Annotated in this window: 28 protein-coding genes and 1 pseudogene; 10 read left to right on the top strand and 19 right to left on the bottom strand. The window is 28.8% G+C overall.

The window, feature by feature from the left end:
* Positions 1–59: 59 nt before the first annotated feature.
* The 6 genes and pseudogenes from CRN98_RS15010 to yedF form a co-directional block, all read right to left on the bottom strand.
* A pseudogene (locus CRN98_RS15010) lies at positions 60–378 on the bottom strand (single-stranded DNA-binding protein); the annotation flags it as partial.
* Between the two features lie 14 nt (positions 379–392).
* Positions 393–680 carry a 30S ribosomal protein S6 gene (gene rpsF, locus CRN98_RS15005; protein WP_097028242.1) on the bottom strand — a complete coding sequence of 96 codons (288 nt, stop codon included), beginning with the start codon at positions 678–680 and terminating at the stop codon, positions 393–395.
* Between the two features lie 103 nt (positions 681–783).
* Complete coding sequence (locus CRN98_RS15000; RefSeq protein WP_097028241.1) at positions 784–1,002, bottom strand: DUF951 domain-containing protein; 219 nt, start codon at positions 1,000–1,002, stop codon at positions 784–786.
* Complete coding sequence (locus CRN98_RS14995; protein WP_242960999.1) at positions 995–1,840, bottom strand: mechanosensitive ion channel family protein; 846 nt, start codon at positions 1,838–1,840, stop codon at positions 995–997. The genes CRN98_RS15000 and CRN98_RS14995 overlap by 8 nt, the downstream gene beginning before the upstream one ends.
* A gap of 30 nt (positions 1,841–1,870) precedes the next feature.
* A complete protein-coding gene (locus tag CRN98_RS14990) occupies positions 1,871–2,131 on the bottom strand; it encodes a putative Se/S carrier protein (RefSeq protein ID WP_097028240.1) in 261 nt (86 codons plus the stop codon).
* 14 nt (positions 2,132–2,145) lie between these two features.
* The gene (gene yedF / locus CRN98_RS14985) at positions 2,146–2,730 is read right to left on the bottom strand and encodes a sulfurtransferase-like selenium metabolism protein YedF (protein ID WP_097028239.1); all 585 of its coding nucleotides are present in this window, start codon (positions 2,728–2,730) and stop codon (positions 2,146–2,148) included.
* A gap of 155 nt (positions 2,731–2,885) precedes the next feature.
* Between yedF and CRN98_RS14980 the strand changes: the two genes are divergently transcribed.
* From CRN98_RS14980 to yyaC, 3 genes are read left to right on the top strand one after another with little or no spacing between them, the layout of a single operon-like run.
* On the top strand, positions 2,886–4,040 hold the full coding sequence (locus tag CRN98_RS14980) for an aminotransferase class V-fold PLP-dependent enzyme (protein WP_097028262.1): 1,155 nt from the start codon (positions 2,886–2,888) through the stop codon (positions 4,038–4,040).
* Between the two features lie 4 nt (positions 4,041–4,044).
* Positions 4,045–5,100, top strand: a complete 1,056-nt coding sequence (gene ytvI, locus CRN98_RS14975; protein ID WP_097028238.1) for a sporulation integral membrane protein YtvI — start codon at positions 4,045–4,047, stop codon at positions 5,098–5,100.
* Between the two features lie 56 nt (positions 5,101–5,156).
* Positions 5,157–5,747 (top strand): spore protease YyaC, encoded by a 591-nt coding sequence (gene yyaC, locus CRN98_RS14970; protein ID WP_097028237.1) that lies wholly within the window; start codon positions 5,157–5,159, stop codon positions 5,745–5,747.
* Positions 5,748–5,858: 111 nt separating this feature from the next.
* Here the strand turns inward: yyaC and CRN98_RS14965 are convergent, their stop codons facing one another.
* The 13 genes from CRN98_RS14965 to rpmH all read right to left on the bottom strand — a co-directional run bounded on the left by CRN98_RS14965 (position 5,859) and on the right by rpmH (position 15,600).
* Positions 5,859–6,113: a YkuS family protein gene (locus CRN98_RS14965; RefSeq protein ID WP_097028236.1), complete on the bottom strand. Its 255-nt coding sequence runs from the start codon at positions 6,111–6,113 to the stop codon at positions 5,859–5,861.
* A 65-nt stretch (positions 6,114–6,178) separates the two neighbouring features.
* Positions 6,179–6,682 (bottom strand): DUF4446 family protein, encoded by a 504-nt coding sequence (locus CRN98_RS14960; RefSeq protein WP_097028235.1) that lies wholly within the window; start codon positions 6,680–6,682, stop codon positions 6,179–6,181.
* Between the two features lie 49 nt (positions 6,683–6,731).
* Entirely contained in the window at positions 6,732–7,589 is an 858-nt protein-coding gene (locus CRN98_RS14955; protein ID WP_097028234.1) for a ParB/RepB/Spo0J family partition protein, read from the bottom strand.
* Positions 7,590–7,592: 3 nt separating this feature from the next.
* Positions 7,593–8,360 (bottom strand): ParA family protein, encoded by a 768-nt coding sequence (locus CRN98_RS14950; protein WP_097028261.1) that lies wholly within the window; start codon positions 8,358–8,360, stop codon positions 7,593–7,595.
* Positions 8,361–8,530: 170 nt separating this feature from the next.
* Complete coding sequence (locus CRN98_RS14945) at positions 8,531–9,313, bottom strand: ParB/RepB/Spo0J family partition protein (protein ID WP_097028233.1); 783 nt, start codon at positions 9,311–9,313, stop codon at positions 8,531–8,533.
* A 104-nt stretch (positions 9,314–9,417) separates the two neighbouring features.
* Entirely contained in the window at positions 9,418–10,137 is a 720-nt protein-coding gene (gene rsmG / locus CRN98_RS14940; protein ID WP_097028232.1) for a 16S rRNA (guanine(527)-N(7))-methyltransferase RsmG, read from the bottom strand.
* Positions 10,138–10,208: 71 nt separating this feature from the next.
* Positions 10,209–12,089: a tRNA uridine-5-carboxymethylaminomethyl(34) synthesis enzyme MnmG gene (mnmG, locus tag CRN98_RS14935; RefSeq protein WP_097028231.1), complete on the bottom strand. Its 1,881-nt coding sequence runs from the start codon at positions 12,087–12,089 to the stop codon at positions 10,209–10,211.
* Between the two features lie 9 nt (positions 12,090–12,098).
* Positions 12,099–13,478, bottom strand: a complete 1,380-nt coding sequence (gene mnmE, locus CRN98_RS14930; protein ID WP_097028230.1) for a tRNA uridine-5-carboxymethylaminomethyl(34) synthesis GTPase MnmE — start codon at positions 13,476–13,478, stop codon at positions 12,099–12,101.
* A 72-nt stretch (positions 13,479–13,550) separates the two neighbouring features.
* Entirely contained in the window at positions 13,551–14,177 is a 627-nt protein-coding gene (jag, locus tag CRN98_RS14925; RefSeq protein ID WP_097028229.1) for an RNA-binding cell elongation regulator Jag/EloR, read from the bottom strand.
* Positions 14,178–14,192: 15 nt separating this feature from the next.
* Complete coding sequence (locus CRN98_RS14920; RefSeq protein WP_097028228.1) at positions 14,193–14,852, bottom strand: membrane protein insertase YidC; 660 nt, start codon at positions 14,850–14,852, stop codon at positions 14,193–14,195.
* Positions 14,853–14,870: 18 nt separating this feature from the next.
* On the bottom strand, positions 14,871–15,068 hold the full coding sequence (yidD, locus tag CRN98_RS14915; protein ID WP_423237106.1) for a membrane protein insertion efficiency factor YidD: 198 nt from the start codon (positions 15,066–15,068) through the stop codon (positions 14,871–14,873).
* Between the two features lie 8 nt (positions 15,069–15,076).
* A complete protein-coding gene (gene rnpA / locus CRN98_RS14910; RefSeq protein ID WP_097028226.1) occupies positions 15,077–15,415 on the bottom strand; it encodes a ribonuclease P protein component in 339 nt (112 codons plus the stop codon).
* A gap of 50 nt (positions 15,416–15,465) precedes the next feature.
* On the bottom strand, positions 15,466–15,600 hold the full coding sequence (rpmH, locus tag CRN98_RS14905) for a 50S ribosomal protein L34 (RefSeq protein WP_035310078.1): 135 nt from the start codon (positions 15,598–15,600) through the stop codon (positions 15,466–15,468).
* Between the two features lie 522 nt (positions 15,601–16,122).
* On the opposite strand from rpmH, the gene dnaA reads away from it, so the two are divergent.
* The 7 genes from dnaA (at position 16,123) to gyrA (ending at position 24,984) form a co-directional block, all read left to right on the top strand.
* Entirely contained in the window at positions 16,123–17,478 is a 1,356-nt protein-coding gene (gene dnaA / locus CRN98_RS14900) for a chromosomal replication initiator protein DnaA (protein ID WP_097028225.1), read from the top strand.
* 260 nt (positions 17,479–17,738) lie between these two features.
* Entirely contained in the window at positions 17,739–18,842 is a 1,104-nt protein-coding gene (dnaN, locus tag CRN98_RS14895) for a DNA polymerase III subunit beta (protein ID WP_097028224.1), read from the top strand.
* A 14-nt stretch (positions 18,843–18,856) separates the two neighbouring features.
* Positions 18,857–19,063, top strand: coding sequence for a S4 domain-containing protein YaaA (gene yaaA / locus CRN98_RS14890; protein WP_097028223.1), 207 nt, complete (start codon positions 18,857–18,859; stop codon positions 19,061–19,063).
* 139 nt (positions 19,064–19,202) lie between these two features.
* The gene (gene recF, locus CRN98_RS14885; protein WP_097028222.1) at positions 19,203–20,309 is read left to right on the top strand and encodes a DNA replication/repair protein RecF; all 1,107 of its coding nucleotides are present in this window, start codon (positions 19,203–19,205) and stop codon (positions 20,307–20,309) included.
* Between the two features lie 17 nt (positions 20,310–20,326).
* Positions 20,327–20,590, top strand: a complete 264-nt coding sequence (remB, locus tag CRN98_RS14880; RefSeq protein WP_097028221.1) for an extracellular matrix regulator RemB — start codon at positions 20,327–20,329, stop codon at positions 20,588–20,590.
* A 17-nt stretch (positions 20,591–20,607) separates the two neighbouring features.
* The gene (gyrB, locus tag CRN98_RS14875; protein ID WP_097028220.1) at positions 20,608–22,521 is read left to right on the top strand and encodes a DNA topoisomerase (ATP-hydrolyzing) subunit B; all 1,914 of its coding nucleotides are present in this window, start codon (positions 20,608–20,610) and stop codon (positions 22,519–22,521) included.
* Between the two features lie 18 nt (positions 22,522–22,539).
* Positions 22,540–24,984: a DNA gyrase subunit A gene (gene gyrA, locus CRN98_RS14870; RefSeq protein WP_097028219.1), complete on the top strand. Its 2,445-nt coding sequence runs from the start codon at positions 22,540–22,542 to the stop codon at positions 24,982–24,984.
* The last annotated feature ends 412 nt before the right edge of the window (positions 24,985–25,396 follow it).

Below are 25,396 nucleotides of genomic sequence, written 5' to 3'. Positions count from 1 at the left end.
TCCTCCTGGCATACCAGTCTGTGGGTAGCCTCCATTAGTTGGTTCTGCTGTGGATTGTCTGTTTCCCCATTCAAGAAATTGAACTTCTTCCGCAACTATCTCGGTTATGTACCTTCTAGTTCCGTCCTTAGCCTCATAACTTCTTGTTTGAATTCTACCACTAACCCCCATAAGCTTACCTTTGCTCATGTAATTAGCCGTAGATTCTGCTTGTTTTCCCCATACTACTACAGGGACAAAGTCCGCTTCTCTATTACCGTCTTTAGAAAATCTTCTATCAACAGCTAATGTAAAGGTGGCTACTGCTGTACCATTTCCAGGAGTAAATTTTAACTCTGGATCCTTGGTAAGCCTTCCTATTAAAACTACTTTATTCATCTTAGCACCACACCTTATTTTTCTTCTTTAACTATTATATGTCTTATAACTGAATCATTGATTCTAAATAATCTATCTAATTCTTTTGGTAATTCTGGGCCAGCACTAAAGTTAAATAGTGTATAGTAACCTTCGCTTATTTTATTAATTTCATAAGCTAATTTTCTTCTTCCCCAGAAATCAACATTTTCTACTGCTCCACCATTGCTTTCAATAACACCTTTAAATTTTTCCACAGTTGCTTTAACTGCTTCCTCATCTAATGATGGATTAAGTATAAATATAGTTTCATATTTTCTCATTAGATTTCACCTCCTCCCCTTGGACTTACGGCTGTGATTTTCACAGCAGGGACTACCGATATATTTTATCATCTATTTTTATAAAAATCAATAGTTTTTATCTCTATTTTATAATATCTTCTTTATTTTCTTCATTATTACATTTTACTACCTTCTTCATATCCTTCTCAAATTTACTTCTTGGAAGCATTATTATTCTTCCACATCCACAGCATTTTATCTTTATATCTGCTCCCATTCTTATAATTTCCCAATCCTTGCTTCCACAAGGATGATCTTTTTTCATTTCAACAATGTCTCCTAAATTAAAAATTTTAACCATTTTGTTCCTCCTTTATTATTTTCATCTTAGTATAAGGTCTCTTTATATTTTGTTTATCTAATAAATACATTACTTTTTCCCTTAGCTCTATTTCAACATCCCAATGTGTCAAAGGCTTAGCTTTGCCTGCCACTCTTATAGTAAATGAAGTTTCATTCATTGCTGTTACTCCTATAACCTTTGGGCCCTCTACTACATTTTTATTTTCTATTTTAAATTCCTTGCAAATTTCTTTTATCATATTCATTACATTATCTAAACTTTCATCATTTGAAATACTTATATCAAGCAAAAACCTTACATTTCCTCTTGAATGATTTGTTACATTGCTTACAGCCCCATTGGGAATTATATGTAAATCTCCATTAAAATCTCTTATTCGTGTTATTCTAAGTTCTATACTTTCTACAATACCAGCCTTGCCTTCTATAGTAACATAGTCTCCCACAGCATATTGATCCTCAAATAATATAAAAAATCCATTTATTACGTCTTTTATAAGATTTTGAGCTCCAAAACCTATGGCCACGCCACCAAAACTTGCAAACGTAATTCCTCTAATTCCAAATAATATCTCTACAATTATAAATATTCCTATAAAATATATGGAATATTTTAATATACTTTTAAGTATCGCTCCTAAGGTTTTAGATCTCTTTTCATTTAGTGAAAACCTCATACTACTTTGTTTATTTACAAATCTATCTATTGCACTATTACCTATCTTCCTTAATAGATACATTAAAATAATTATGATTAAAATCTTAATAGTTGTGTAAATTGCTCCATATATATTTAACTCATCTAAAAAACTACTTATATTGCTAAAACTATGCACTATATATTCCTCCCTGATAATTATAAAACATTATTCTTCATTATTATATATTCTTCTATATGCACTTTCCTCTCTTCCAAAGACAGTCTTTACTGTAAGTTTATTTTCTGTTATTAATTCTTTTATTTTATCTATATCATCTGGATTTATTTTAATACTTATGCCGCAGCTTTGAGTAATTCCTGTAGGGGTAGGCATTATAGTTATCTCTATACTATTATCTTTTAAAAATTTTTCTGCTTTTATTGAGTCAAGTGTATTTTTAAAAACTAAAATATAATACTGTGTCACTCTTATCACTCCATTTATAACTTTATCACTTTTGTAGAATTATTTATTTTCTCAACTATAAAATACATATTGGATATTTCACCTAATTTTAACTTTTCCTTTAAATTATAAAAATCTAAACATGTTCCACAACTTGAAATAACTATATCCTTTTTACTCATAGCCTCTAAAATATTTAATATTTGAGATCCTTCCGTTGTAAGAAAAACACCGCTGTTTAGAAATATTATATCCGTTGGAAGTTTGTCACTTTCTGAAAGGGCATAAAAATAACTTTTCATTAATATCTTTCCTAACTCCTCACTTCCCTCTCCTAATTTATCTGTAGTAACTAAAATAGTATACCCATCATTTAATAAATCCTTATCTTTTGTATTACCTGCTTCTTTAACCACTTTTATATAGTATAATTCACTTTCCTTCTTTATTATTTCTGATAAGTAATTATTATTTTTAGCAAACTTTATTATATTATTTTTAGCAACTTCATTATCTACTATTACTGTACCTTCTCCTTGATTAATAGAATCAAAATACTTTTTTGTATTAATTACAGGTTCTGGGCAATTAAGTCCCTTGCAATTTATTATATTATCCATTTTTTCACCTCTATCTTGTAAATTTAATAGTAATTACCTTATAATATATTTAACACTTTTATTATACTATAACTTTGTAAATAATTATTAATATCAATTTATTTTTACAAATATATTGACACAAAATTTATTAGATAATTAGGATGGTGATTACTATAAGTATATATTTAGATAATGCAGCTACAACCTTTCCAAAACCCAATGAAGTTACAGATTCTATGATAAAATACATGACTGAAATAGGAGGTAATCCTGGCAGAGGCGCTTATAAAAACTCAATTAAAAGTAGTGAAATTGTTTTTGATTGTAGATTAAAACTTGCTGAACTTTTTAACTTTGACAAGTTAGAAAATGTAGTTTTCACTCCAAATATAACTACATCATTAAATACTTTATTAAAATCATCTATAAAAGATGGCTGGCATATAATTACTACTTCAATGGAACATAACTCCATATTAAGACCTCTAGCATCTATGGAAAAATCCAAAAATATTCAGGTTGACATAATAAATTGCGATGAAAATGGAGTTATTGACATAGATATCTTAAAGGAATCAATAAGAGAAAATACTAAGTTAATTATCCTTTCCCATGCTTCTAATGTTGTAGGCAGTATACAACCTATTAAAGAAATAGGTGATATATGCAAAGAAAAGAATATATACTTTATTATAGATTCTGCTCAAACAGCAGGTAACTTATATTTAGATTTTAAAAATCTTAATTGTAGTGCATTAGCATTTACAGGACATAAATCACTATTAGGTCCCCAAGGAATAGGAGGATTTTTGCTTACAGATGAATTTAATGCGGAAATGACACCTTTCATAGAAGGTGGAACAGGTAGTGAGTCTTATAACACAGAACAACCTAACTTTTTACCAGATAAGTTTGAAAGTGGCACATTAAATATGCCTGGTATAGTAGGATTACTCTCTTCTCTAAAGTTTATAGAAAATTTTGGATTACGTAATATACAAAACACTGAACAGAGCTTATTTAAAATATTTATAGAAGAACTTTCAAATATGAATGATATAAGCATTATAGGATATAATAGTAACTTAAAATATGTCCCTACTATTTCCATAACCTCTTCCAAAGTTGATGTTTCTGAACTTGGTATGCTACTTGAAAGAGATTTTGGTATTATGACTAGAACTGGTCTTCATTGCGCTCCTTTAGCTCATAAAACAATAGGAACCTTTCCTACTGGAACTTTAAGATTTAGCTTAGGATTATTTAATACTAAAGAGCATATCGACTATACTATAAATTCATTATATAAACTTTTAAAAAGGGAGTGACATAATGGGACGGTTTTTACAACGATTTGATAGAACAATATTGTTCTTTATAATTTATACATTAATTTTTATAACTTTTTTTAAAACCTTGCAGTATACATTACCTTTTGTGCTAGCATTAATTTTTGCACTTATATTAAGAAAACCAAGTAAATTTATATGTGAAAAATTAAAGATAAAAAACTCAATATCTTCGTTGTTAGTTACATTGATTTTCTTTGCAGTAATTTTATTTCTCTTATATACTGTGATTTTTACTCTTACTAGAGAAGCTATACAATTAGCTAAAAATATTCAGCTATATTTAAATGCTAATAGTGATACCATAAACTACTTTCTTAAAAATTTAGAACAATATTATAATAATTTAGATTCATCTATCATAAATGTTATAGAAAAAAACTTATCATCTTATATATATAAGATTTCTAATTTAACTGTATTAATTACAGGGAAAATAATACAAGGAACTATATCATTTTTAAGTTATATACCTTATCTTTTTATGGTAGTATTATTCACCTTAATATCAACGTATTTTTTCACAAGAGACTTAGCCTCTGCCAAAACCAAATTTTTGCATGCTATAGAAAATGAGAATTCAGATAGATTGATTCATATATCTCATGAATCAAAAAAAATGCTTACAAATTATGCAATGTCATATTTGCTTGTAATCTCTATTACATTTATAGAAACATTAATTGGATTTACAGTTTTAAAAGTAAAATATGCTGGTATACTAAGTGTTATAGCTGCTATATTTGATATTCTTCCTGTGCTTGGAGTTGGTGGTATATATATTCCTTTAGCTTTAATCTACTTCTTTATAGTTAAAAATTACTTTACTGCCTTCGGAATATTAATATGGTATATAGTTGTAACTGTAGTAAGACAAATCGTTGAACCTAAAATAGTGTCTGCATCATTAGGCCTACATCCTGTATCTGTAATTGCTGCTATATTTATAGGTTTAAAAGTAAATGGTGTCTCTGGAATGTTTTTTTGTATCTTCTTAGTAGTTTTTTATAAAGTATTAAAATCTGTAGATGTATTGTAATTTATGTATAATAAACCTCCGTTTGGATATAATCCTAAACAGGAGGTTTTGCTTATATGGAAAAAAGAGTTATGTTTGATTCATCTGTTACATCTTCTATATTTTCTTTAAGAGATACCTTAAGTGAATTTTTAAGTCCTGTAGTTAAATCTAATAAAACTATTGTGCTATTATGTATAGGTTCTGACCGTTCTACAGGTGATAGTTTAGGTCCCTTAGTTGGACATAAGCTTAAATTCCTAACTAGAGAAAATTTTTATATTTATGGGAACTTAGAAAATCCAGTTCACGCTAAAAACTTATGTGAAACAATTGAAGAAATACATAAAAAATTTAAAAATCCATATATAATAGCTATAGACGCTTGTCTTGGGAGTATTCAAAACATAGGTAAAGTTTGCGTTGAAGAAAAGCCCTTGAGTCCTGGCTCAGCTATGAATAAAAATTTACCTGAGGTTGGGAATCTAAGTATAACAGGGATTGTAAATATTTCTGGTTCTCTAGAATTTATGGTTCTTCAAAATACTCGTCTTTATACAGTTATGCAATTAGCTGAAACCATATCTGAAGGTATATATCATTCTGTACTTAAAACCATAGGTGGTAAAAAATTCGAAAAAAGTAAAATGGTACTTTTAAACAATTAACATTTATAATTTGCTCTAAAAATGAGGAGATGCCTAATAATTTATGATAATTTATAATTTTGTTTTAATAATTATCATATATGATTTAAGCATCTCCTTATTTTAAATAATCTAAAATATAGAGCTATATGTTCTATTGTTAAGTATATATTCTATTTCATCAATATTTTTGCTTCCAAGGTCAATTATAAGGATCCCCTCATTTTTCAAAGTATGTTCCATAGTTAATTTACTTAATCCCCCATCCTTTAGATTGCATATAATAACATCACAACTACATTCTCCAAGGGATTTTATTATATTGTATCCTCTTTTTTTTAATTCATTTGATATATGATTAAGTTCTTCTGAAACACATATAACCATAGTAAAAAACCTCCTTTAAGGTAAATATTACCCTAAATGAGGTTTTTTATACTTATTCTTAAACACTATTCATTATCATTTATTGCATTTTTTAGTACTTGATTTTCTTCGTCAGATAATTCATATCTTGATATACCCTTATCTATTGGTTTCGCATAAGTTGTACTTTCATTTCTTCCATAAAGTCCAGTAAGAATTACTCCATTATTATTACTATCTAATAGGGCTATTGAATAGCTCAAATCACTTCCCACATCTTCAAATGCCCTATATCTTATAATTGAAAATTTTTGAATGCAGGTATTAATCTTAATACTTAACTCATTATACAGATCATTGATATATTCAGTTTTTTCTACAGATTCATCTATTTTATCTAAATAACTTGTTATTATTTTTTCTAAATTTTTATTGTCTACTCCTCTCATAAGTCTTTTATACTTTACTTCCAATCTACTTATTGCCTTCCCCTGTACAGTGATAGCTATAATTAATATAATTATAATTGCCACGAGAGTTATTATTATAAAGGGCTCAACTTCATTTAGTGCTGCAATTAAATTTTCCATATAATATCTCCTTTCATATTGTTTCACGTGAAACATTTTATAATTAATACTAAAGTTTTAATATATCTAATATTCTTTGAAGATCTTCTTCTGAATAATATTCTATTTGAATCTTTCCCTTATCATTATTACTATTTAAAAATACTCTTGTTCCAAATAATTCTTCTAACTTGTTTTTTATATCTTGATAATATTGATTAACTTGCTTATCATTTTTTTGTTTCTCTTTATCTCTATTTAGCGATTTTATTAATTTTTCAGTTTCTCTTACACTTAGCTTGTCATCAATAATCATCTGAGATATTTTATACTGTAATTCCTTATTTTCAATAGTAAGTAATGTTCTGCCATGGCCTTCAGTTAAAACTCCATCTATAACATAGTCTTGAACTCTTTCATCCAAATTTAAAAGTCTAATACAATTTGCAATGGCTGTTCTAGATTTACCTACTCTTTTACTTAATTCTTCTTGCGTTAACTTAAAATCTTCTAAAAGATTTTTGTATGCTTTAGCTTCTTCAATAGGATTTAAGTCTTGTCTTTGTATATTTTCTATTAATGAAATTTCTAAAATCTCTTTTTTATTTAGTTCCTTTATAATAACAGGTATTTCTTTAATTCCAGCAAGCTTTGCTGCTCTCCATCTTCTTTCTCCGGCTACAATTGTATATGTATGAACTTCCTCATCCTTTGTAATAAGTATAGGCTGAATAACTCCATATTGTTTTATTGACTCTGATAACTCCATTATCTTTTCTTCATCAAAACTTTTTCTAGGTTGAGTATTATTGGCTTTTATAAGTGAAATATCTATCTTTTGCATACCATTTAGCAAGGCATTATCTTCTGATATATCTTCAGGAATTAATGCACCTAATCCCTTCCCTAATCCAAATTTCTTGCTCATATTTTATTTCTCCTGCCTTTCTAAGAATTCCTTAGCTAGCTTTTCATATGCCTCTGCACCTTTGCATTTATTATCATATAACATTATTGGTAATCCAAAACTAGGTGATTCTGCCAATCTTATATTTCGTGGAATTGTTGTGCTATATACTTTGTTCTTAAAATACTTTTTAACTTCACTAACTACTTCATTTGAAAGATTAGTTCTGCTGTCAAACATACTTAAAACTACTCCTTCAATATCAATATTAGGATTTAATGACTTTTTAACAAGTTGAATAGTATTAACAAGTTGTCCAACTCCCTCTAATGCATAAAATTCACATTGTATAGGAATTAATACACTATTTGAAGCTGTTAAAGCATTAATAGTCAAAAAGCCTAATGATGGAGGACAATCAATAAACACAAAATCAAACTTTCCTTCTATATCCTTTATTTTTTCTCTCAATATTTTTTCTCTGTTAACTTTATCTATTATTTCTACTTCCGCTCCTGCTAAAGACATAGTTGAAGGAACTATGTAAAAATTATCTACAAATTCACACTTTACCATAGCCTCTTCTATAGATGTATCATCTGTAATTACATCATAAATAGATGTTTTGATTTTTCTCTTATCAAAACCTAATCCACTAGTAGTATTTCCCTGTGGATCTATATCTATAGATAAAACTTTGTATCCTTCCATTGCTAAGTAAGAACATAAATTAATATTGGTTGTGGTTTTGCCCACTCCCCCCTTTTGATTAAATACTGTAATTACTTTCACCATATTCACCGCCTCATAATAATACTTATAGTTTTATTATATAGTCATATAGTACATAAAAAAAGTACTTATTTAAAAAAGTTGTATAAAAATAAAAAACTATGTGCTAAAATGTTATTTTACATTATCACATAGTTTTTAATGTTTCACGTGAAACATTTATTATAAAATCATTTATTCTTTGGAATTGTAATCATAATTTGAATACTTTCTTCTGAATCTTGAGATGAATACTGTGCATTTAAACCATACTTATCAAATACTTGCCTAATAGTATTTATATAAACTTTAGGACTAAAAATACCTTTAATTTTTTTTCTTTCCTCTTTAGAAGAGCTCTTTTCTATTAGCTTATTTAATTCTTTTTCTATAAGTTCTTCTGATTTCTTTACGTTTAAATTCTTTTTAATTATAACGCTTAAAACCTTTTTTTGAAGTTCTTCTGCAGGTAATTTAAGAAGAGCTCTAGCATGCCTTTCTGTAAGATTATTTTCTATTAGAATTTTTCTAACTCCAGAAGTTAATCTTAATAGTCTTATTTTATTAGCTATAGTAGATTGCTTTTTACCTATTATTTCTGATAACTGATCTTGAGTATAACTATGTTCTTTTATTAAATTGTAATATGCCTCAGCTTCTTCTAAAAAATTTAAATCTTCTCTTTGTATGTTTTCTAATAAAGCTATTGCTGCTGAGTCCTTATCCGAGACATCAACAATTATAACAGGTACTTCTTGTAAGCCTGCCTTTTTTGCTGCTCTTAATCTTCTTTCTCCTGCTATTAGTTCAAACTTATCTTCACTAATCTTTCTTACAGATAAGGGTTGAATAATGCCATAAACTTTTATAGATTTTGATAATTCTTCTATGGCTTCTTCATTAAAAAATTTCCTAGGTTGATACACATTAGGAGAAATCAATTCAGTATTTACATAGCTAACTTTTTCTTCCATATTAACCCATCCCTCTTGTGCTTTCGTTTATTTAAAATTTCTCTATTAACCGTTAAAACTCCTTCTACATTAAACAAAATTTTTATAATAAATTATTTTAACTTTTATCTTAAAGGACTTTTAGTAACTAATCCAGCCTTTCTAGGATACTTACCTGGAGTTTCTTTTACTTTTTTTATAATAACTAAATTATGCTTTAAGTCACTTTCTTCTATATCAATCCCTATTATATCATCTATTTTCCCCCCTAAAGTACTTATTGCATTTTTAGCTTCCTTAATTTCTTCCTCTACCGCTGGTCCCTTCATTGCAATAAAGTATCCATTTAATTTTACAAATGGTAAGCAAAACTCACTTAATACACTCATATTTGCTACAGCACGAGAAACCACCCCATCAAAACATTCCCTATAACTTTTATCTTTTGCAACATCTTCTGCTCTTCCATGAATAGTTTCTATATTCTCTAGTTTAAGTGTATCAATAACTTCATTTAAAAAGTTTATTCTTTTATTCAATGAATCTAATAAAACTACTTGTTTCTTTTCATCAACTATTTTAATAGGCAGTCCAGGAAAGCCTGCTCCTGTTCCTACATCTATAATTTTTTTCATATCTTTTAAAGGAAAAAACTTATATATCTTTATGCTATCTATAAAATGTTTTTTTATTATTTCCTCATCATCAGTTATAGAAGTAAGGTTAATTTTTTCATTCCACTCTTTTAATAAATTTTTATACTGCATTAACTGGTTATACTTATTTTCATCAAAATCAACATTTATATCTTCACAAGAAGCCTTAAGTATATTGAAATATTGCATATTTATCCTCCATAAAGCACTTATATATGAATTTTATAATTCATATATAAGTGTAATTTAAAATTAATTTATTACTTTGAAAGTCTATATTTGTGTTCTAAATATATAAGAAGTACAGAAATATCTGCTGGAGATACTCCAGATATTCTAGATGCCTGACCTATACTCATAGGTTTAATTTTGCTTAATTTTTGTACTGCTTCAATTCTTAAACCATGTACTTCACTATAGTTGATTTCAGCTGGAATAAGCTTTTTCTCAAACTTCTTGAATTGTTCCACTTGCTCTAACTGCTTTTGTATATATCCTTCATATTTAGCCATAGTATTTACTTCATATTGTACTTCATATGGTAATTCAACTCTATCTTTATCTAATTCCTCTACTTTAAAATAATCTAATTCAGGTCTTTTTATAAGTTCATATAAGCTTATTGGTTTCTTTAATTCTGATGAATTTAAAGATATTAAAGTTTCATTTATCTCTTTTTTATTTGTTATCTGAAGAGCTTTTATACGATCTATTTCTCCTTCTATAGCTTCCTTTCTACTTATGAAGCTTTTGTATCTTTCTTCAGTAACAAGGCCTATTTTATGGCTCATTTCAGTAAGCCTCAAATCTGCATTATCCTGTCTTAATAATAATCTATATTCTGAACGTGAAGTCATCATTCTATACGGTTCATTAGTTCCCTTCGTAACTAAATCATCTATAAGAACTCCTATGTATGCATCAGACCTTTGTAATATAAAAGATTCTTGCCCTCTTACCTTTAAAGCAGCATTTATTCCTGCTATAAGTCCTTGTGCTGCAGCCTCTTCATAACCTGAACTTCCATTAACCTGACCTGCTCCAAATAATCCTTCTATTTCTTTAAATTCCAAGGATAATTTTAATTGTGTAGAATCAATAGAATCATACTCTATTGCATATGCTGTTCTTAAAAATTCTACATTCTCAAGTCCAGGAACACTACGATACATTGCAATTTGAACCTCTTCTGGTAAGGAGCTTGACATACCTCCTACATACATCTCTTCAGTATTTTCTCCTTCAGGCTCAATGAACACTTGATGCTTTTCCTTATCTGGAAATCTCATTACCTTATCCTCTATAGAAGGGCAATATCTAGGTCCTACGCCTTCTATAGAACCATTATATAACGGAGATCTATGTATGTTTTCCCTTATTATCTCATGAGTTTTCTCATTTGTATAAGTTAAATAGCATGAAACCTGATCTCTAGTTATTTCTTCACTCATAAATGAAAACGGAACTATTTTTTCATCTCCTGGTTGTTCTATCATTTTAGACAAATCTACTGTCCTTCTGTTTATTCTTGCTGGAGTACCAGTTTTAAATCTTCTTAAACTTATTCCTAAGTTTACAAGACTTTGTGATAAATCCTGTGCAGGAAATAATCCATTTGGACCACTGCTATAGCTTACATCTCCAATTATCACTTTACCTTTTAAGTATGTTCCTGTTGCAAGAATAACAGTTTTAGTCGCATAATATGCACCATTTTTTGTAAGTACACCTTTAATTTTACCATTTTCTACATCCAATGCAACTACTTCTATTTGTTTCATTGTTAGATTTTCTTGACTTTCTAAAACATTTTTCATTCTTTGAGAATATTTCTGCTTATCTGCCTGTGCTCTTAATGAATGTACAGCAGGTCCCTTTGAAGTGTTAAGCATTCTAGATTGAATATAGGTATTATCTATATTTATACCCATCTCTCCACCTAAAGCATCTATTTCTCTTACTAAATGTCCTTTTGCTGTTCCTCCAACATTAGGATTGCAAGGCATCATTCCTACACTATCTAAATTTATTGTACATACTAGTACTTTAGATCCCATTCTAGCAGCTGCAAGCCCTGCCTCACATCCTGCATGGCCTGCCCCTACTACTACTACATCGTAATCTCCTGCATAATACTTCATATATTCTCCCTACTTTCCTAAACAAAATTCTGAAAATATTTTATCTATAATATCTTCTTCTAATGTATCGCCTGTAATTTCCCCGAGCTTTGACCATGCATTTCTTATATCTATGGATGATAAATCTATTGCTAAGGTATTATTTAATGTATCTAGAGCTGAGCTTAAGCTTTCTTTAGCTCTAATCAATGCTTCTTTATGTCTAGCATTAGTTATAATTATATCTTGATTCTTTACTTCTCCTTTAAAAAACAATTCTTTTATAGAATCTTTAAGCTCATCTAATCCCTTACCACTTTTAGCTGAACTTTCAATTATATATTTTAAATTTAAGCCTATTAAGTCTTCCTTAACTACTTTATTTTCTAAATCACTTTTATTCAATAAAACAATATATTTTTTATCTCGTATATAATCCATTATTTCTTTATCTTGATCATCTAATTTCCTGCTTAAATCTATCATAAAAATTATTAAGTCAGCTTCCATTATTTTTTCTTTTGATTTTTCTACACCAATTTTTTCAACGATATCTTCTGTTTCTCTAATTCCTGCTGTGTCTATTATTTTAATAGGTACACCATCTAAATTTATATATTCTTCTATAACGTCTCTTGTAGTTCCTGGTACTTCAGTTACTATAGCTCTTTGTTCTTTTAATAAAGCATTTAATAAGGAGGATTTTCCTACATTAGGTTTACCTACTATAACTACATTTAATCCTTCTCTTAAAATCTTTCCTTCATCTGCTGTAATTAAAAGCTGGTTTACCTCATTTATTATATTTTCAATTTGAATACTAACTTGATTAGATGTAACTTCCTCCAAATCATCCTCCGGAAAATCTACTGTTGCTTCAATATGAGCTATGATTTGAAGTAGCCTATTTCTTAAAGAATTTATCTCTTTAGAAATTCTACCATTAGATTGAAGTACTGCTGACTTCATGGATAACTCTGTTTTAGCTCTTATTATATCTATAACAGCCTCTGCCTGACTTAAATCAATTCTTCCATTTAAAAAGGCTCTCTTTGTAAATTCACCTGGCTCTGCAACTCTTGCTCCTGCCTTTATAATTTCTTGAAATATTCTTTTAGTTGGTGTAACTCCACCATGACAATTTATCTCTACTGTATCTTCTGCAGTGTAACTTCTTGGTCCCTTCATATACGTTACCAAAACTTCATCTAATACATCTTCTGTTCCTTTTTCTATTATAAAACCATATCTCATGCTATATGGCTTTATATCTAATAAATTTCTATTATTTTTTCCTTTAAAAATACTATCTACAATATCTAAGCTCTTGCTTCCAGAAATTCTTATAATAGAAATACCGCCTTCACCTAACACAGTTGCAATTGCAGCAATAGTATCAAACTCTTTCATAAGTTTCACCTCATATTTAATAATGTTTAACTAATTAACTCATTTTACTATAAATTTAAAAAGAAAGCCATATTAGGCTTTCTTTAAATCTACTACAACTCTTCTATAAGGTTCTTCTCCCTCACTATATGTTTTTACTTCTGGGTCATTTTGAAGAACAGAGTGTATGACTCTTCTTTCGTAAGGATTCATAGGTTCTAGTTTAACAACCTTTCTTGTTCTTCTAGCCTTACTAGCTATCTTTAAAGCTAACCTTTTAAGAGTTTCTTCTCTTTTTTGTCTATAATTTTCCGTATCTAATATAACTCTTTTATATTCTTCTTCATGATCCTTATTTATAACAAGACTTACAAGATACTGCAGCGAATCCAACGTCTCTCCTCTATATCCTATAAGTAAACCCATTTCAGGGCCTGCAAGAATTATCTTTAAAGCATCCTGTTCTTCTCTAATTCTTATTTCAGCTTTTATCCCCATTGAATTTAAAACTTCTCTTAAGAACTCTCTTGCTTCACATGTATAGTCTTTTTTTACTGTTACTCTTATCTTTGCTGGTCTAGAACCAATTAAATTAAACAGACCCTTATTTCCTTTATCTAGAATATCTACCTTTACCTTATCTTCTGTAACATTTAATTCCTTTAAAGCATTTTTTGTAGCTTCAGCTATGGTTCTTCCAGTCATATCAATATATTTCATACCGTAGGCCCCCTTTTAAGCATTAAGTGCCTTATGTCTTTCCTCTAATTTCTTTGTAAGAATTGTCTGTCCCATTTGAATTACATTACTTATTACCCAATATAAAACTAAGGCTGATTTAAGCCTCCAGCTTATAAATATCATAAATAATGACATACTAATATTCATTGTGCTAGTTTGCTTAGCCTGAGGACTATCTCCTGGAGGTGCCATCAATAATGATGCATAGTATTGAGTGGCTCCAGCTAAAACTGCGAGTACTACATCTGGCTTCGCTAAATCTTTTACCCATAAAAAGCTTACACCATTTATTCCTGAAATATTATTAAATACATAATATAAAGCTATTAATATTGGCCATTGAATTAATATAGGTAAACATCCTCCTAACGGATTTATACCTCTTTCCTTGTAAAGCTTCATTACTTCTTGCTGGGATTTTTGTGGATCGTTTTTATATTTTTCTTGAATTTTCTTTGTTTCTGGCTGTATTTCATTCATTCTTACGCTAGAACGAATTGATTTAATATTTAAAGGTAATAATACTAATTTTATTATTAATGTAACTAATATAATGGCTATGCCATAGGAATAGTTAGGATTTGTAATCAAATTCGATATTAACTGATGAATGAAAACAAAGAATTGAACTAACGCGTTGTTTAACTTACTCATTATAAACCTCCAGTCAAATTATTCAACAGGATCATATCCGCCTTGATTAAAAGGATTACATCTTAAAATCCTTTTAACTGACATAAAACTTCCTTTTAATACTCCATATTTATTGATAGCATCTAATGCATATTGAGAACAAGTGGGGTAAAATCTACAACATGGTCTTTTAAGAGGTGAAATATACTTTCTATATGCTTTAATTACTAATATCATAATACTTCTCAATTCTTAATTAATCCTGCCTTTTCTAGCAAATTTAACAGAGATTTTTCTATAAGATGATAATTCTTATCTTTAGCGGGATTTCTTGCTATAATTACACAATCATATCCTTCTTTTATATTATTATATTTAAGACGTATATTCTCTCTAATTAACCTTTTAACTCTACTTCTTATTACACTTTTACCTACTTTTTTGCTAACTGATATGCCAAATCTACTATCTTTATTTTTATAATTTTTATACACATATAAAACTAATAATTCATTAGAAAAAGACTTTCCTCTTCTGTAGACCACTCTAAATTCTGCATTCTTTCTTAGCTTATACTTCTTCATATCTATTGCTCCTTTTTTGCGGTTGCAGAAAAAGGCCACAATATGCGGCCTTATGCTGTCAATCTCTTTCTACCTTTTTGTCTTCTTCTTTGAAGAACATTTCTTCCTGATTTAGTCTTCATTCTTTTTCTAAATCCATGTTCTTTCTTTCTCTGCTTCTTTTTTGGTTGGTATGTCATAAACATTTAGCTACACCCCCTTTTTGTATAATGTGTATAGCAATTAACTTACTACCTTATTTATAGTTTTACTATTAAATTATATATATACCTACCCTTTCTGTCAAGAAAAAGGGTTTGGGAATATTTTAAAATTATTTTTTGTGGATAACTTCTTGAATACCTATACACGTTTTGATATTATTAATAAAGGACTGTTAATAACCTTTATTAATATTGAACTTATCCACACTTGTGGATAAGTATGTGTATAAGTTGTTATATTTTTTCTTTTTATTTCCTATCATACATATTCTAGACTTGTTTTTACCTGATTATTCATATGTTGATAGTGTTATCAATTATTTATTAACACATGTTAATAAATAATTGAATAAAAAACTATGTACAAAAATATTAACATGTGAATATTTTTATTAATAATTGTCAACAACCTATAATGATGTGTATAAATTTGTAGATTTACTGTTAATTAGGGAATTTTCTATTTAAATTTAATATTTAATATTTTGAACTGGAGGATAAAATATGAATGCCCAATTAAAAGATATATGGGAAAATGCATTAACTATTATTAAAGGAGAACTTACAGAGGTAAGTTTTAATACTTGGATTAAAAGCATTGTTCCTTTAAAAATAGAAGCGGATTATTTTTATTTATGTGTCCCTAATGATTTTACTAAAGGCATTTTAAGTAGTAGATATAAAGATCTTATTATTAATGCTTTAAAACTTATAACTTCTAAAAGATATAATGTAGAATTTATAGTTTCTACAGAAGAAGTAATAGATTTAGAAAAAAGTCCTTCTAATAATATACCTGAAAAAAGTAATAATATAGTTGTAAGTGATGAAATGTCAGCTATGCTAAATCCTAAATATACTTTTAAATCCTTTGTCATAGGTAATAGCAATAGATTTGCTCATGCAGCATCTTTAGCAGTAGCTGAAGCCCCTGCAAAAGCTTACAATCCACTTTTTATATATGGAGGAGTTGGACTTGGAAAGACTCATCTAATGCATGCTATAGGTCATTATATTCTTGATAATAATCCTAACTCTAAAGTTGTATATGTTTCTTCTGAAAAATTTACAAATGAGCTCATTAATTCTATAAAAGATGATAGAAATGTAGAATTTCGTAATAAATATAGAAATATAGATGTACTTTTAATAGATGATGTTCAATTCATAGCAGGAAAAGAACGAACACAGGAGGAATTTTTCCACACATTTAATGACTTACATGAATCAAATAAACAAATAATTTTATCAAGTGATAGACCACCTAAGGAAATACCTACATTAGAAGATAGGCTTCGTTCTAGATTTGAATGGGGGCTTATTGCAGATATTCAAGCTCCTGATTTTGAAACTCGAATGGCTATATTAAAGAAGAAAGCAGATGTAGAAAATCTAAGTATTCCAAATGAAGTACTAGTATATATAGCCACTAAAATAAAATCTAACATAAGAGAACTTGAAGGAGCATTAATTAGAATAGTTGCCTTTTCCTCATTAACTAATAAAGAAATTAGTGTAGACTTAGCTTCAGAAGCACTTAAGGATATTATATCTAATAAACATTCTAAGCAAGTTACCATAGAATCTATACAAGATATAGTGTCTAGCTACTTTAATTTACGAGTTGAAGACTTCAAATCTGCAAGAAGAACACGTAATGTAGCTTTTCCAAGGCAAATTGCTATGTATCTTTCTAGAAAGCTTACTGATACTTCACTGCCTAAAATAGGTGAAGCATTTGGAGGAAGAGATCACACTACTGTAATACATGCATATGAAAAAATTTCTTCAAGTTTAAAGGAAGATGAATCTTTGCAAAACGCAGTTAGCGAGTTAAGTAAAAAAATAACTCAAAAATAGTTAACACTTGTGCATTATTTTTTTATTAATAGCTGTGGATAATAAAAAAAACTTTTATTTTTTATAATTATGTGGATAAAGTTAGTTGACGCAGAACAACTTATCCACAATTATTTTTTCTTATTTTTCGTTGATTTGTATAGCCTGATAGCACTTATTAACAAATCCACAGTCCCTACTACTATTACTACTATAAATATCTATTATATCTATTCTATCTAGAAAGATTATTTAGTGTTGATAATTAAGGAGGATTACATATGAAATTCACATGCGAAAAAAGCAATCTTCAAGAAGGTATATCTATTGCTCAAAAAGCTGTTACAGGAAAATCAACAATGCCTGTATTACAAGGTATATTATTAAAAGCTTCAAATTCATCTATTATATTAACAGGATCAGATATTGATCTAAGTATAGAAACTAAAATAAAAGCAGACATATTTGAAGAAGGGGAAATTGTTGTTGATTCAAAGATATTTGGAGAAATAATAAGAAAATTACCTAATGATATAATTGAAATAAGTACAAAGGACAATAATTCAATAGAAATAATATGTCAGAAATCTAAATTTACTCTAATACATATGAATGCAAAGGATTTTCCTGAACTACCAACTATAAATGAAAATACAATTTTTAAAATTCCACAAAACATATTAAAAAGTATGATAAAGTCAACCATATTTGCTGTAGCACAAGAAGAAACACGCCCAATACTCACAGGATTGTTATTTGAAATAAAGGATAAAAACCTTAATTTGGTTGCACTTGATGGTTATAGATTAGCAGTAAAATCTGAATACATTGATAGTGAAAGTACAATAAACGCTGTAATACCAGGTAAAACTTTAAATGAAGTATCTAAGATATTAGAAGAAAGTGAAGAAAAAGTTAATATAACATTTACCCCAAATCATATTTTATTTACAATAGGAGAAACTAAAATAATATCAAGACTTTTAGAGGGGGAGTTTATCAAATATAAGTCCATTATTCCAGATGAGTATAACCTCAAGGTAATAACTAAAAGATCTGAATTACTAGGATGTATAGAAAGAGCCTCATTAATGGGTAAAGACGGAAATACTAATTTAATAAAATTAGATATACAAGGAGAAAATATGATTATTACTTCTAATTCTCAATTGGGAATGGTAAGAGAAGAATTGAGCATAATTCTGCAAGGACAGCCGCTGCAAATTGCATTTAATTCAAAGTATTTAATAGATGCTCTAAAAATAATGGATGAAGAGGAAATCTCCATGGAATTATCTAGTAGCGTAACGCCTTGTATTATAAAAAATAATGAAGTAAATAATTGTACTTATCTTGTATTACCAGTTAGATTATTAAATAACTAAGGGGAATTAATGATATGATTGAAATAAAAATAAATACAGATATAATAAAGCTAGATGCTTTTCTTAAGTGGTGTGGTGCTATATCAACAGGTTCAGATGCAAAATATTTTATTCAAAATGAAATGGTGAAGGTAAATGGAGAAATTGAAACTAGAAGAGGAAAAAAGTTAACAAAAGGTGACAAAATAGAAGTAGATGGAGAAGAGTTTATAATAGTTTAATATAATTGGAGTTAAGAGAGTTTAAGATATATAAATAAAAGCTTTATTGAAGGCATAATTTTAGGCAGATCTTAACTCTTTTATTTATATTTAGGTGAATTGAAAATATTATGATATAATTGTATAATGGGTGTTTTGTATGTATATAAAGTATTTACAGTTAATTAATTATAGAAATTATAAAGAGTTAAGTATAGAATTAAGTAAAAATGTCAATGTTTTTATTGGAGATAATGCTCAAGGAAAAACCAACATTTTAGAAAGTATTTATTATTCCAGTATAGGAAAATCCCACAGAACAATTAGAGATAAAGAACTTATAAATTGGCAAGGAGAAAGTGCTTATATAAAACTTTACGTTGAAAAAGAAAGATTAGATAAGAAAATTGAAATAAAGATTTTTAAAGAGGGAAAAAAGGGAATTAATATAAATTCTATTAAGATAAATAAGCTTTCAGAGCTTTTAGGAGTATTAAATGTGGTAATGTTTTCTCCTGAAGATTTAAAAATTGTAAAAGAATCCCCGTCCTTTAGAAGAAAATTTTTAGATATAGAATTGTGCAAATTAAGTAAATCATATTATCATAACTTAGTTCAATATAATAAAGTTTTAAATGAAAGAAATATGATTATTAAACATAAAAGTGAATCTTTAATAAATATGTTAGATGTATATGATGAGCAACTGGCTAGTTATGGAACAGCTATTATAAGAGATAGAAAAAACTATATTAAAAATTTAAATAGTAAGGGCAAAATTATACATAAAGAAATAACATCTGGAAAGGAAGACATAAGTTTTTCTTATTGTTCATCTATAAATTTTAAGGAGTATAATAAAAATGAGTTTCTAGATGCAATTATAAGTAATAGAGAAAAAGATCTAGAAAAAAGAACTACTTCCTTAGGACCACATAGAGATGATTTTATTATTAAAATAAATAATATAGATGCAAGGAGTTTTGGTTCTCAAGGGCAACAAAGAACTTCAGTTTTAACTATAAAATTTGCATCCTTAGAAATAATAAAGGAAATTGCAGGAGAGTATCCAGTATTATTGTTAGATGATGTACTTTCAGAACTTGATTCTAAGAGACAAAAGTATATATTAAACTCTATTAATAATATACAGACAATAATAACATGTACTGGATTTAATGATATAAAGAATTATCTAATACAAGATGATTCAAAAATCTTTAAAGTAACTAATGGAAAATGTGTAGAAAAAAATCATACACTCTAGGTTAAGGAGGAATATTTGTGTTTTTACATTTAGGTGAAAATGTTGTAGTGCCCTTAAAAGATGTAATAGGTATTTTTGATATAGAAACTTGTATGTATAGTTCAGATACAGCACAATTTTTAAGAATGGCAGAAGAAGATGGATTTATATATCGCATAACTAAAGAAAAGCCAAAATCATTTATTATTGCAGAGGTAGATAAGAAGAGTAAAATATATCTATCTCCAATTTCATCGTCTACTTTAAATAAACGATCAGAAGTAATATATTATGAACCTTAAGGCTAAGGAGGATATATATGGAACAAAACAAGAATCAAGCATATGATGAAAGTCAGATACAAGTCTTAGAAGGGTTAGAAGCAGTAAGAAAAAGGCCTGGTATGTACATAGGAAGCACAAGCCTTAGAGGTTTACATCATTTGGTATATGAAATAGTAGATAACAGCATCGATGAGGCTCTAGCAGGGTATTGTGATGAAATAAATGTACTTATACATGAAGATAATTCTATTACAGTTAAGGATAATGGTAGAGGGATGCCTGTAGGTATGCATCCTAAAATGCAAAAACCAACAGTAGAGGTCATTATGACTATATTACATGCAGGAGGTAAGTTTGGTGGAGGAGGATATAAGGTTTCAGGAGGCCTTCATGGAGTTGGTGCTTCTGTTGTAAATGCTCTTTCAGAAACTTGTGAAGTTACGGTTTCAAGAGAAGGATATGTATGGAGACAAAGTTATGAAAGAGGTAAGCCAGTTACTGGGCTTGAAAAGCTAGAACCTACAGATGACCACGGAACTAGGACTTATTTTAATCCAGATCCAGAAATTTTTGAAGAAATTGATTTTGATTATGATACATTAGCTCAAAGACTAAGAGAGCTAGCATTTTTGAATAAGGGAATTAAAATTATATTAATAGATGAAAGAGTAGATAAAGAGAATGAATTCCATTATGAAGGAGGAATAAAATCCTTTGTAGCTTATTTAAATAGAAATAAAGAGGCTTTACATGATGAACCTATTTATATAGAAGGCAGTAAGGATGATTATATAGTAGAAATAGCCCTTCAATATAATGATAGCTATACAGAAAATATATTTTCTTTTGCAAACAATATAGATACTGTAGAAGGGGGAACCCATTTAACAGGTTTTAAAAATGCATTAACAAGGGTGTTTAATGATTATGCTAAGAAATTTGGATTTTTAAAAGAAAATGATAAAAATTTTTCAGGTGAAGATATAAGAGAAGGCCTTACAGCAGTAATTTCAATTAAACTAACTGATCCACAGTTTGAAGGACAAACAAAGACTAAGCTTGGAAATAGTGAAGTTAGAGGCATAGTTGACAATATAGTAGGTGAAGGTGTATCTATTTTCCTTGAAGAAAACCCTCAAATTTCAAAAACAATAATAGATAAATCATTAATGGCTTCTCGTGCAAGAGAAGCAGCAAGAAAGGCACGAGAACTTACTAGAAGAAAGTCTGTTTTAGAAAATACAGCATTACCAGGAAAATTGGCAGATTGCTCTTCAAAGGATCCAAGGGAATGTGAAATTTATATAGTAGAGGGAGACTCAGCAGGAGGATCTGCAAAACAAGGAAGAAATAGAGCATTTCAAGCTATTTTACCTTTAAGAGGAAAGATAATGAACGTAGAAAAGCAAAGACTAGATAAGATACTTAATTCAGATAGTATTAGATCTATGATAACAGCTTTTGGGGCGGGAATAGGAAAAGACTTTGATATTTCAAAAATAAGATACCATAGAATAATAATAATGACAGATGCAGATGTAGATGGTGCACATATAAGAACACTACTACTTACTTTTTTCTATAGATATATGAGAGAGTTAGTGGAGCAAGGGCATGTTTATATAGCGCAACCACCGTTATATAAGGTGACTAAGAACAAAAAAGAGCAATATGTTTATTCAGATAAGGAATTAGAAAAAATACTATTTGATATAGGTGGAAGGGATAATAATACAGATATTCAAAGATATAAAGGTCTTGGAGAAATGAATGCTGAGCAGCTTTGGGAAACTACTATGAATCCAGAACAAAGAATTTTACTTAAAGCAACGGTAGAAGATGCTATGGCAGCAGACGAAATATTTACTATACTTATGGGTGATAAGGTAGAGCCTAGAAGAGAATTTATACAAGAAAATGCTAAAAAAGTTAGTAACCTTGATATATAGTTGGAAGGTGAGAGATGAATGTTCAATGAGGGTAAAGTTTTAGAAGTAGATATAAAACAAGAAATGAAAAGATGCTATATTGATTATGCTATGAGTGTTATAGTAGGCCGTGCGCTTCCTGATGTGCGTGATGGTTTAAAACCTGTGCACAGAAGAATATTATATTCCATGTATGAATTAGGTCTTTCTCCAGATAAAAGCTATAGAAAGTGCGCAAGAATAGTTGGAGATGTATTAGGTAAATATCATCCTCATGGTGATTCTTCTGTTTATGATGCTTTAGTAAGAATGGCTCAAGACTTTTCTATAAGATACATGATGGTAAACGGTCATGGTAATTTTGGTTCTGTAGATGGTGATTCTGCAGCAGCTATGAGATATACTGAAGCTAAAATGAGTAAAATTGCTGTAGAAATGTTAAGGGATATTAATAAAAATACTGTAGATTTTACGCCAAATTTTGATGGTTCTGAAAAGGAACCAGAAGTAATTCCTTCACGTTTTCCTAATCTTTTAGTTAATGGGTCATCAGGAATAGCGGTAGGTATGGCTACAAATATACCTCCTCATAATTTAGGAGAAGTAATAGAAGGAATAGATCTATTAATAGATAATCCTGATACTACAGTATTAGATTTAATGTCTAAAATAAAAGGCCCGGATTTTCCAACGTCAGGAATAATACTTGGAACTAGTGGAATAAGAGAGGCTTATGAAACTGGTAGAGGAAGAGTAATTATAAGATCTAAGGCAGAAATAGAAGAAGAAGAAAAGGGAAGACAAAGAATTATAGTAACAGAATTGCCTTATCAAGTAAATAAAGCAAAGCTTATAGAAAATATGGCTGAATTAGTAAAAGATAAGAGAATAGAAGGAATTTCTGATATTAGGGATGAATCTGATAGAGATGGTATGAGAATAGTAATAGAAATTAAAAGAGATGCTAATGCTAATATTGTTTTAAACCAACTCTATAAACATACAAAAATGCAGGATACCTTCGGAATAATAATGTTATCACTTGTAAATAATGAGCCTCAAGTTTTAAATTTAAAGCAAATGTTAGTTTATTATATAGAATTTCAAAAAGAAGTAATTAGAAGAAGATGTAAGTTTGAGCTAGATAAAGCAGAAGCACGTGCTCATATTTTAGAGGGATTAAGAATAGCATTAGACCACATAGATGAAGTAATAAAAGTAATAAGAGGTTCTAAAAACACCGAAGAAGCTAGAAATGGACTTATAACTCAATTTGGATTATCTGAAAAACAAGCTCAAGCCATTCTTGATATGAGGCTTCAAAGACTTACAGGTCTAGAAAGAGCTAAGATAGAAGAAGAATATGCAGAGCTCTTAAATACGATTAATCATTTAAAAGAGATATTAAATAGTGAAGAGATGGTTCTAAGTATTATAAAAGATGAACTAAATGAAATAAAAAACAAATATGGAGACGAAAGAAGAACTCAGATTGAAAAGAGAATAGATGAAATAGATATAGAAGATCTAATACAAGAAGAAGAAGTGGTTATAACTTTAACTCACTCAGGATACATAAAGAGAATTTCTTCTGATGCATATTCCTCACAAAAAAGAGGGGGAAAAGGAATTCAGGCTATGACCACTAAAGAAGATGATTTTATAGAAAGAATATTTGTAACATCTACTCATAGTAATTTACTATTCTTCACTAATTTAGGTAGAGTATATAAACTTAAAGGTTATGAATTACCTGATGCAGGAAGAGTAGCAAAAGGAATTAATCTTATTAATCTTATACCATTAAATCCTAATGAAAGTGTTAGAGAAGTTATATCTATAGAGGATTTAAATGATGAGGGATATTTGATAATGGGTACTAAAAATGGAGTCATTAAGAAAACTCCATTAAGGGAATTTTCTTCTATAAGAAAAAATGGATTAAATGCTATAAACTTAAGAGAAGATGATGAATTACTAAAGATTAAGAAAACAAGAGGAGATGCAGAGATATTTATAGTAACTGCAGATGGATTTGCCATAAGATTTAGTGAAAAAGATATAAGACCTATGGGAAGAACAGCTACAGGAGTAAGAGCTATTACCTTGAGAAAAGGTGATATAGCTGTAGGTATGGATATAGTGGAAGAGGATAAAGATGTATTGGTGGTTAGTGAAAATGGATTTGGAAAAAGAACGCACCTATCCGAATATAAGGTTCAAAGTAGGGGTGGTAAAGGACTAATCACTTATAAAGTTACGGAAAAGACAGGTAAGATAACTGCAGCAAGAATTGTAAAAGATGAAGATGAAATTATGCTTATTAATAGTAGTAATATTGCTATAAGAATATTAGCTTCAGATATAAGCATAACAAGTAGAAATGCTATGGGTGTTACCTTGATGAAAACAGAAGAAAATGAAAAGGTATTGGCAATTGCAAAAATAAATACCTCTATAGAAACTGATATAGAAACTGAATAATTTAAATATAAAAACGTCCTTTAATCTAATTAAAGGACGTTTTTATATTTAAATTCAAGTACAACTTTTTCTGGTGTATCAATATGAGAAAAATCAAGAAAAAGTAAGAAAAATAATGAAATATAAGTATATTAATCTATAACAACGGATATAATAATAGAAGAATAGTGTATAGATGATAAAATAACACATGTCGTCACAAAAAACGACAGACAAGTCGACAAAGTTTTTTAAAAAAGATTTTAAAAAGTTGTTGACAAGAAGAAACAGAAATGTTACTATATAAAAGTCGGTTGGAGCGACAGGGTCTTTGAAAATTGAACAGAGAATAGAAACCAGTCAATTACTTAACAGTTAAATGTTAAGAAACGCGATGAGCGAAACAGATTAAACTTTTAAATTGAGAGTTTGA

Source organism: Clostridium peptidivorans (assembly GCF_900205925.1).
GTDB lineage: Bacteria > Bacillota > Clostridia > Clostridiales > Clostridiaceae > Clostridium_AK > Clostridium_AK peptidivorans.
The sequence above is the reverse complement of the archived record's forward strand: the minus strand, read 5'-3'. Positions and strand labels throughout refer to the sequence as shown.

Coding starts and splice junctions, on each gene's coding strand:
- CRN98_RS14965 (WP_097028236.1), bottom strand. CDS start 6,113: ATGGTTATATGTGTTTCAGAAGAACTTAATCATATATCAAATGAATTA.
- CRN98_RS14945 (WP_097028233.1), bottom strand. CDS start 9,313: ATGGAAGAAAAAGTTAGCTATGTAAATACTGAATTGATTTCTCCTAAT.
- gyrA (WP_097028219.1), top strand. CDS start 22,540: ATGTTCAATGAGGGTAAAGTTTTAGAAGTAGATATAAAACAAGAAATG.
- gyrB (WP_097028220.1), top strand. CDS start 20,608: ATGGAACAAAACAAGAATCAAGCATATGATGAAAGTCAGATACAAGTC.
- dnaA (WP_097028225.1), top strand. CDS start 16,123: ATGAATGCCCAATTAAAAGATATATGGGAAAATGCATTAACTATTATT.
- dnaN (WP_097028224.1), top strand. CDS start 17,739: ATGAAATTCACATGCGAAAAAAGCAATCTTCAAGAAGGTATATCTATT.
- jag (WP_097028229.1), bottom strand. CDS start 14,177: ATGAAATATATTGATATGACTGGAAGAACCATAGCTGAAGCTACAAAA.
- CRN98_RS14960 (WP_097028235.1), bottom strand. CDS start 6,682: ATGGAAAATTTAATTGCAGCACTAAATGAAGTTGAGCCCTTTATAATA.
- yaaA (WP_097028223.1), top strand. CDS start 18,857: ATGATTGAAATAAAAATAAATACAGATATAATAAAGCTAGATGCTTTT.
- yyaC (WP_097028237.1), top strand. CDS start 5,157: ATGGAAAAAAGAGTTATGTTTGATTCATCTGTTACATCTTCTATATTT.
- recF (WP_097028222.1), top strand. CDS start 19,203: ATGTATATAAAGTATTTACAGTTAATTAATTATAGAAATTATAAAGAG.
- yidD (WP_423237106.1), bottom strand. CDS start 15,068: ATGATATTAGTAATTAAAGCATATAGAAAGTATATTTCACCTCTTAAA.
- rpmH (WP_035310078.1), bottom strand. CDS start 15,600: ATGTTTATGACATACCAACCAAAAAAGAAGCAGAGAAAGAAAGAACAT.
- CRN98_RS14920 (WP_097028228.1), bottom strand. CDS start 14,852: ATGAGTAAGTTAAACAACGCGTTAGTTCAATTCTTTGTTTTCATTCAT.
- ytvI (WP_097028238.1), top strand. CDS start 4,045: ATGGGACGGTTTTTACAACGATTTGATAGAACAATATTGTTCTTTATA.
- CRN98_RS15000 (WP_097028241.1), bottom strand. CDS start 1,002: ATGGTTAAAATTTTTAATTTAGGAGACATTGTTGAAATGAAAAAAGAT.
- yedF (WP_097028239.1), bottom strand. CDS start 2,730: ATGGATAATATAATAAATTGCAAGGGACTTAATTGCCCAGAACCTGTA.
- CRN98_RS14955 (WP_097028234.1), bottom strand. CDS start 7,589: ATGAGCAAGAAATTTGGATTAGGGAAGGGATTAGGTGCATTAATTCCT.
- mnmE (WP_097028230.1), bottom strand. CDS start 13,478: ATGAAAGAGTTTGATACTATTGCTGCAATTGCAACTGTGTTAGGTGAA.
- rpsF (WP_097028242.1), bottom strand. CDS start 680: ATGAGAAAATATGAAACTATATTTATACTTAATCCATCATTAGATGAG.
- rnpA (WP_097028226.1), bottom strand. CDS start 15,415: ATGAAGAAGTATAAGCTAAGAAAGAATGCAGAATTTAGAGTGGTCTAC.
- mnmG (WP_097028231.1), bottom strand. CDS start 12,089: ATGAAGTATTATGCAGGAGATTACGATGTAGTAGTAGTAGGGGCAGGC.
- rsmG (WP_097028232.1), bottom strand. CDS start 10,137: ATGCAATATTTCAATATACTTAAGGCTTCTTGTGAAGATATAAATGTT.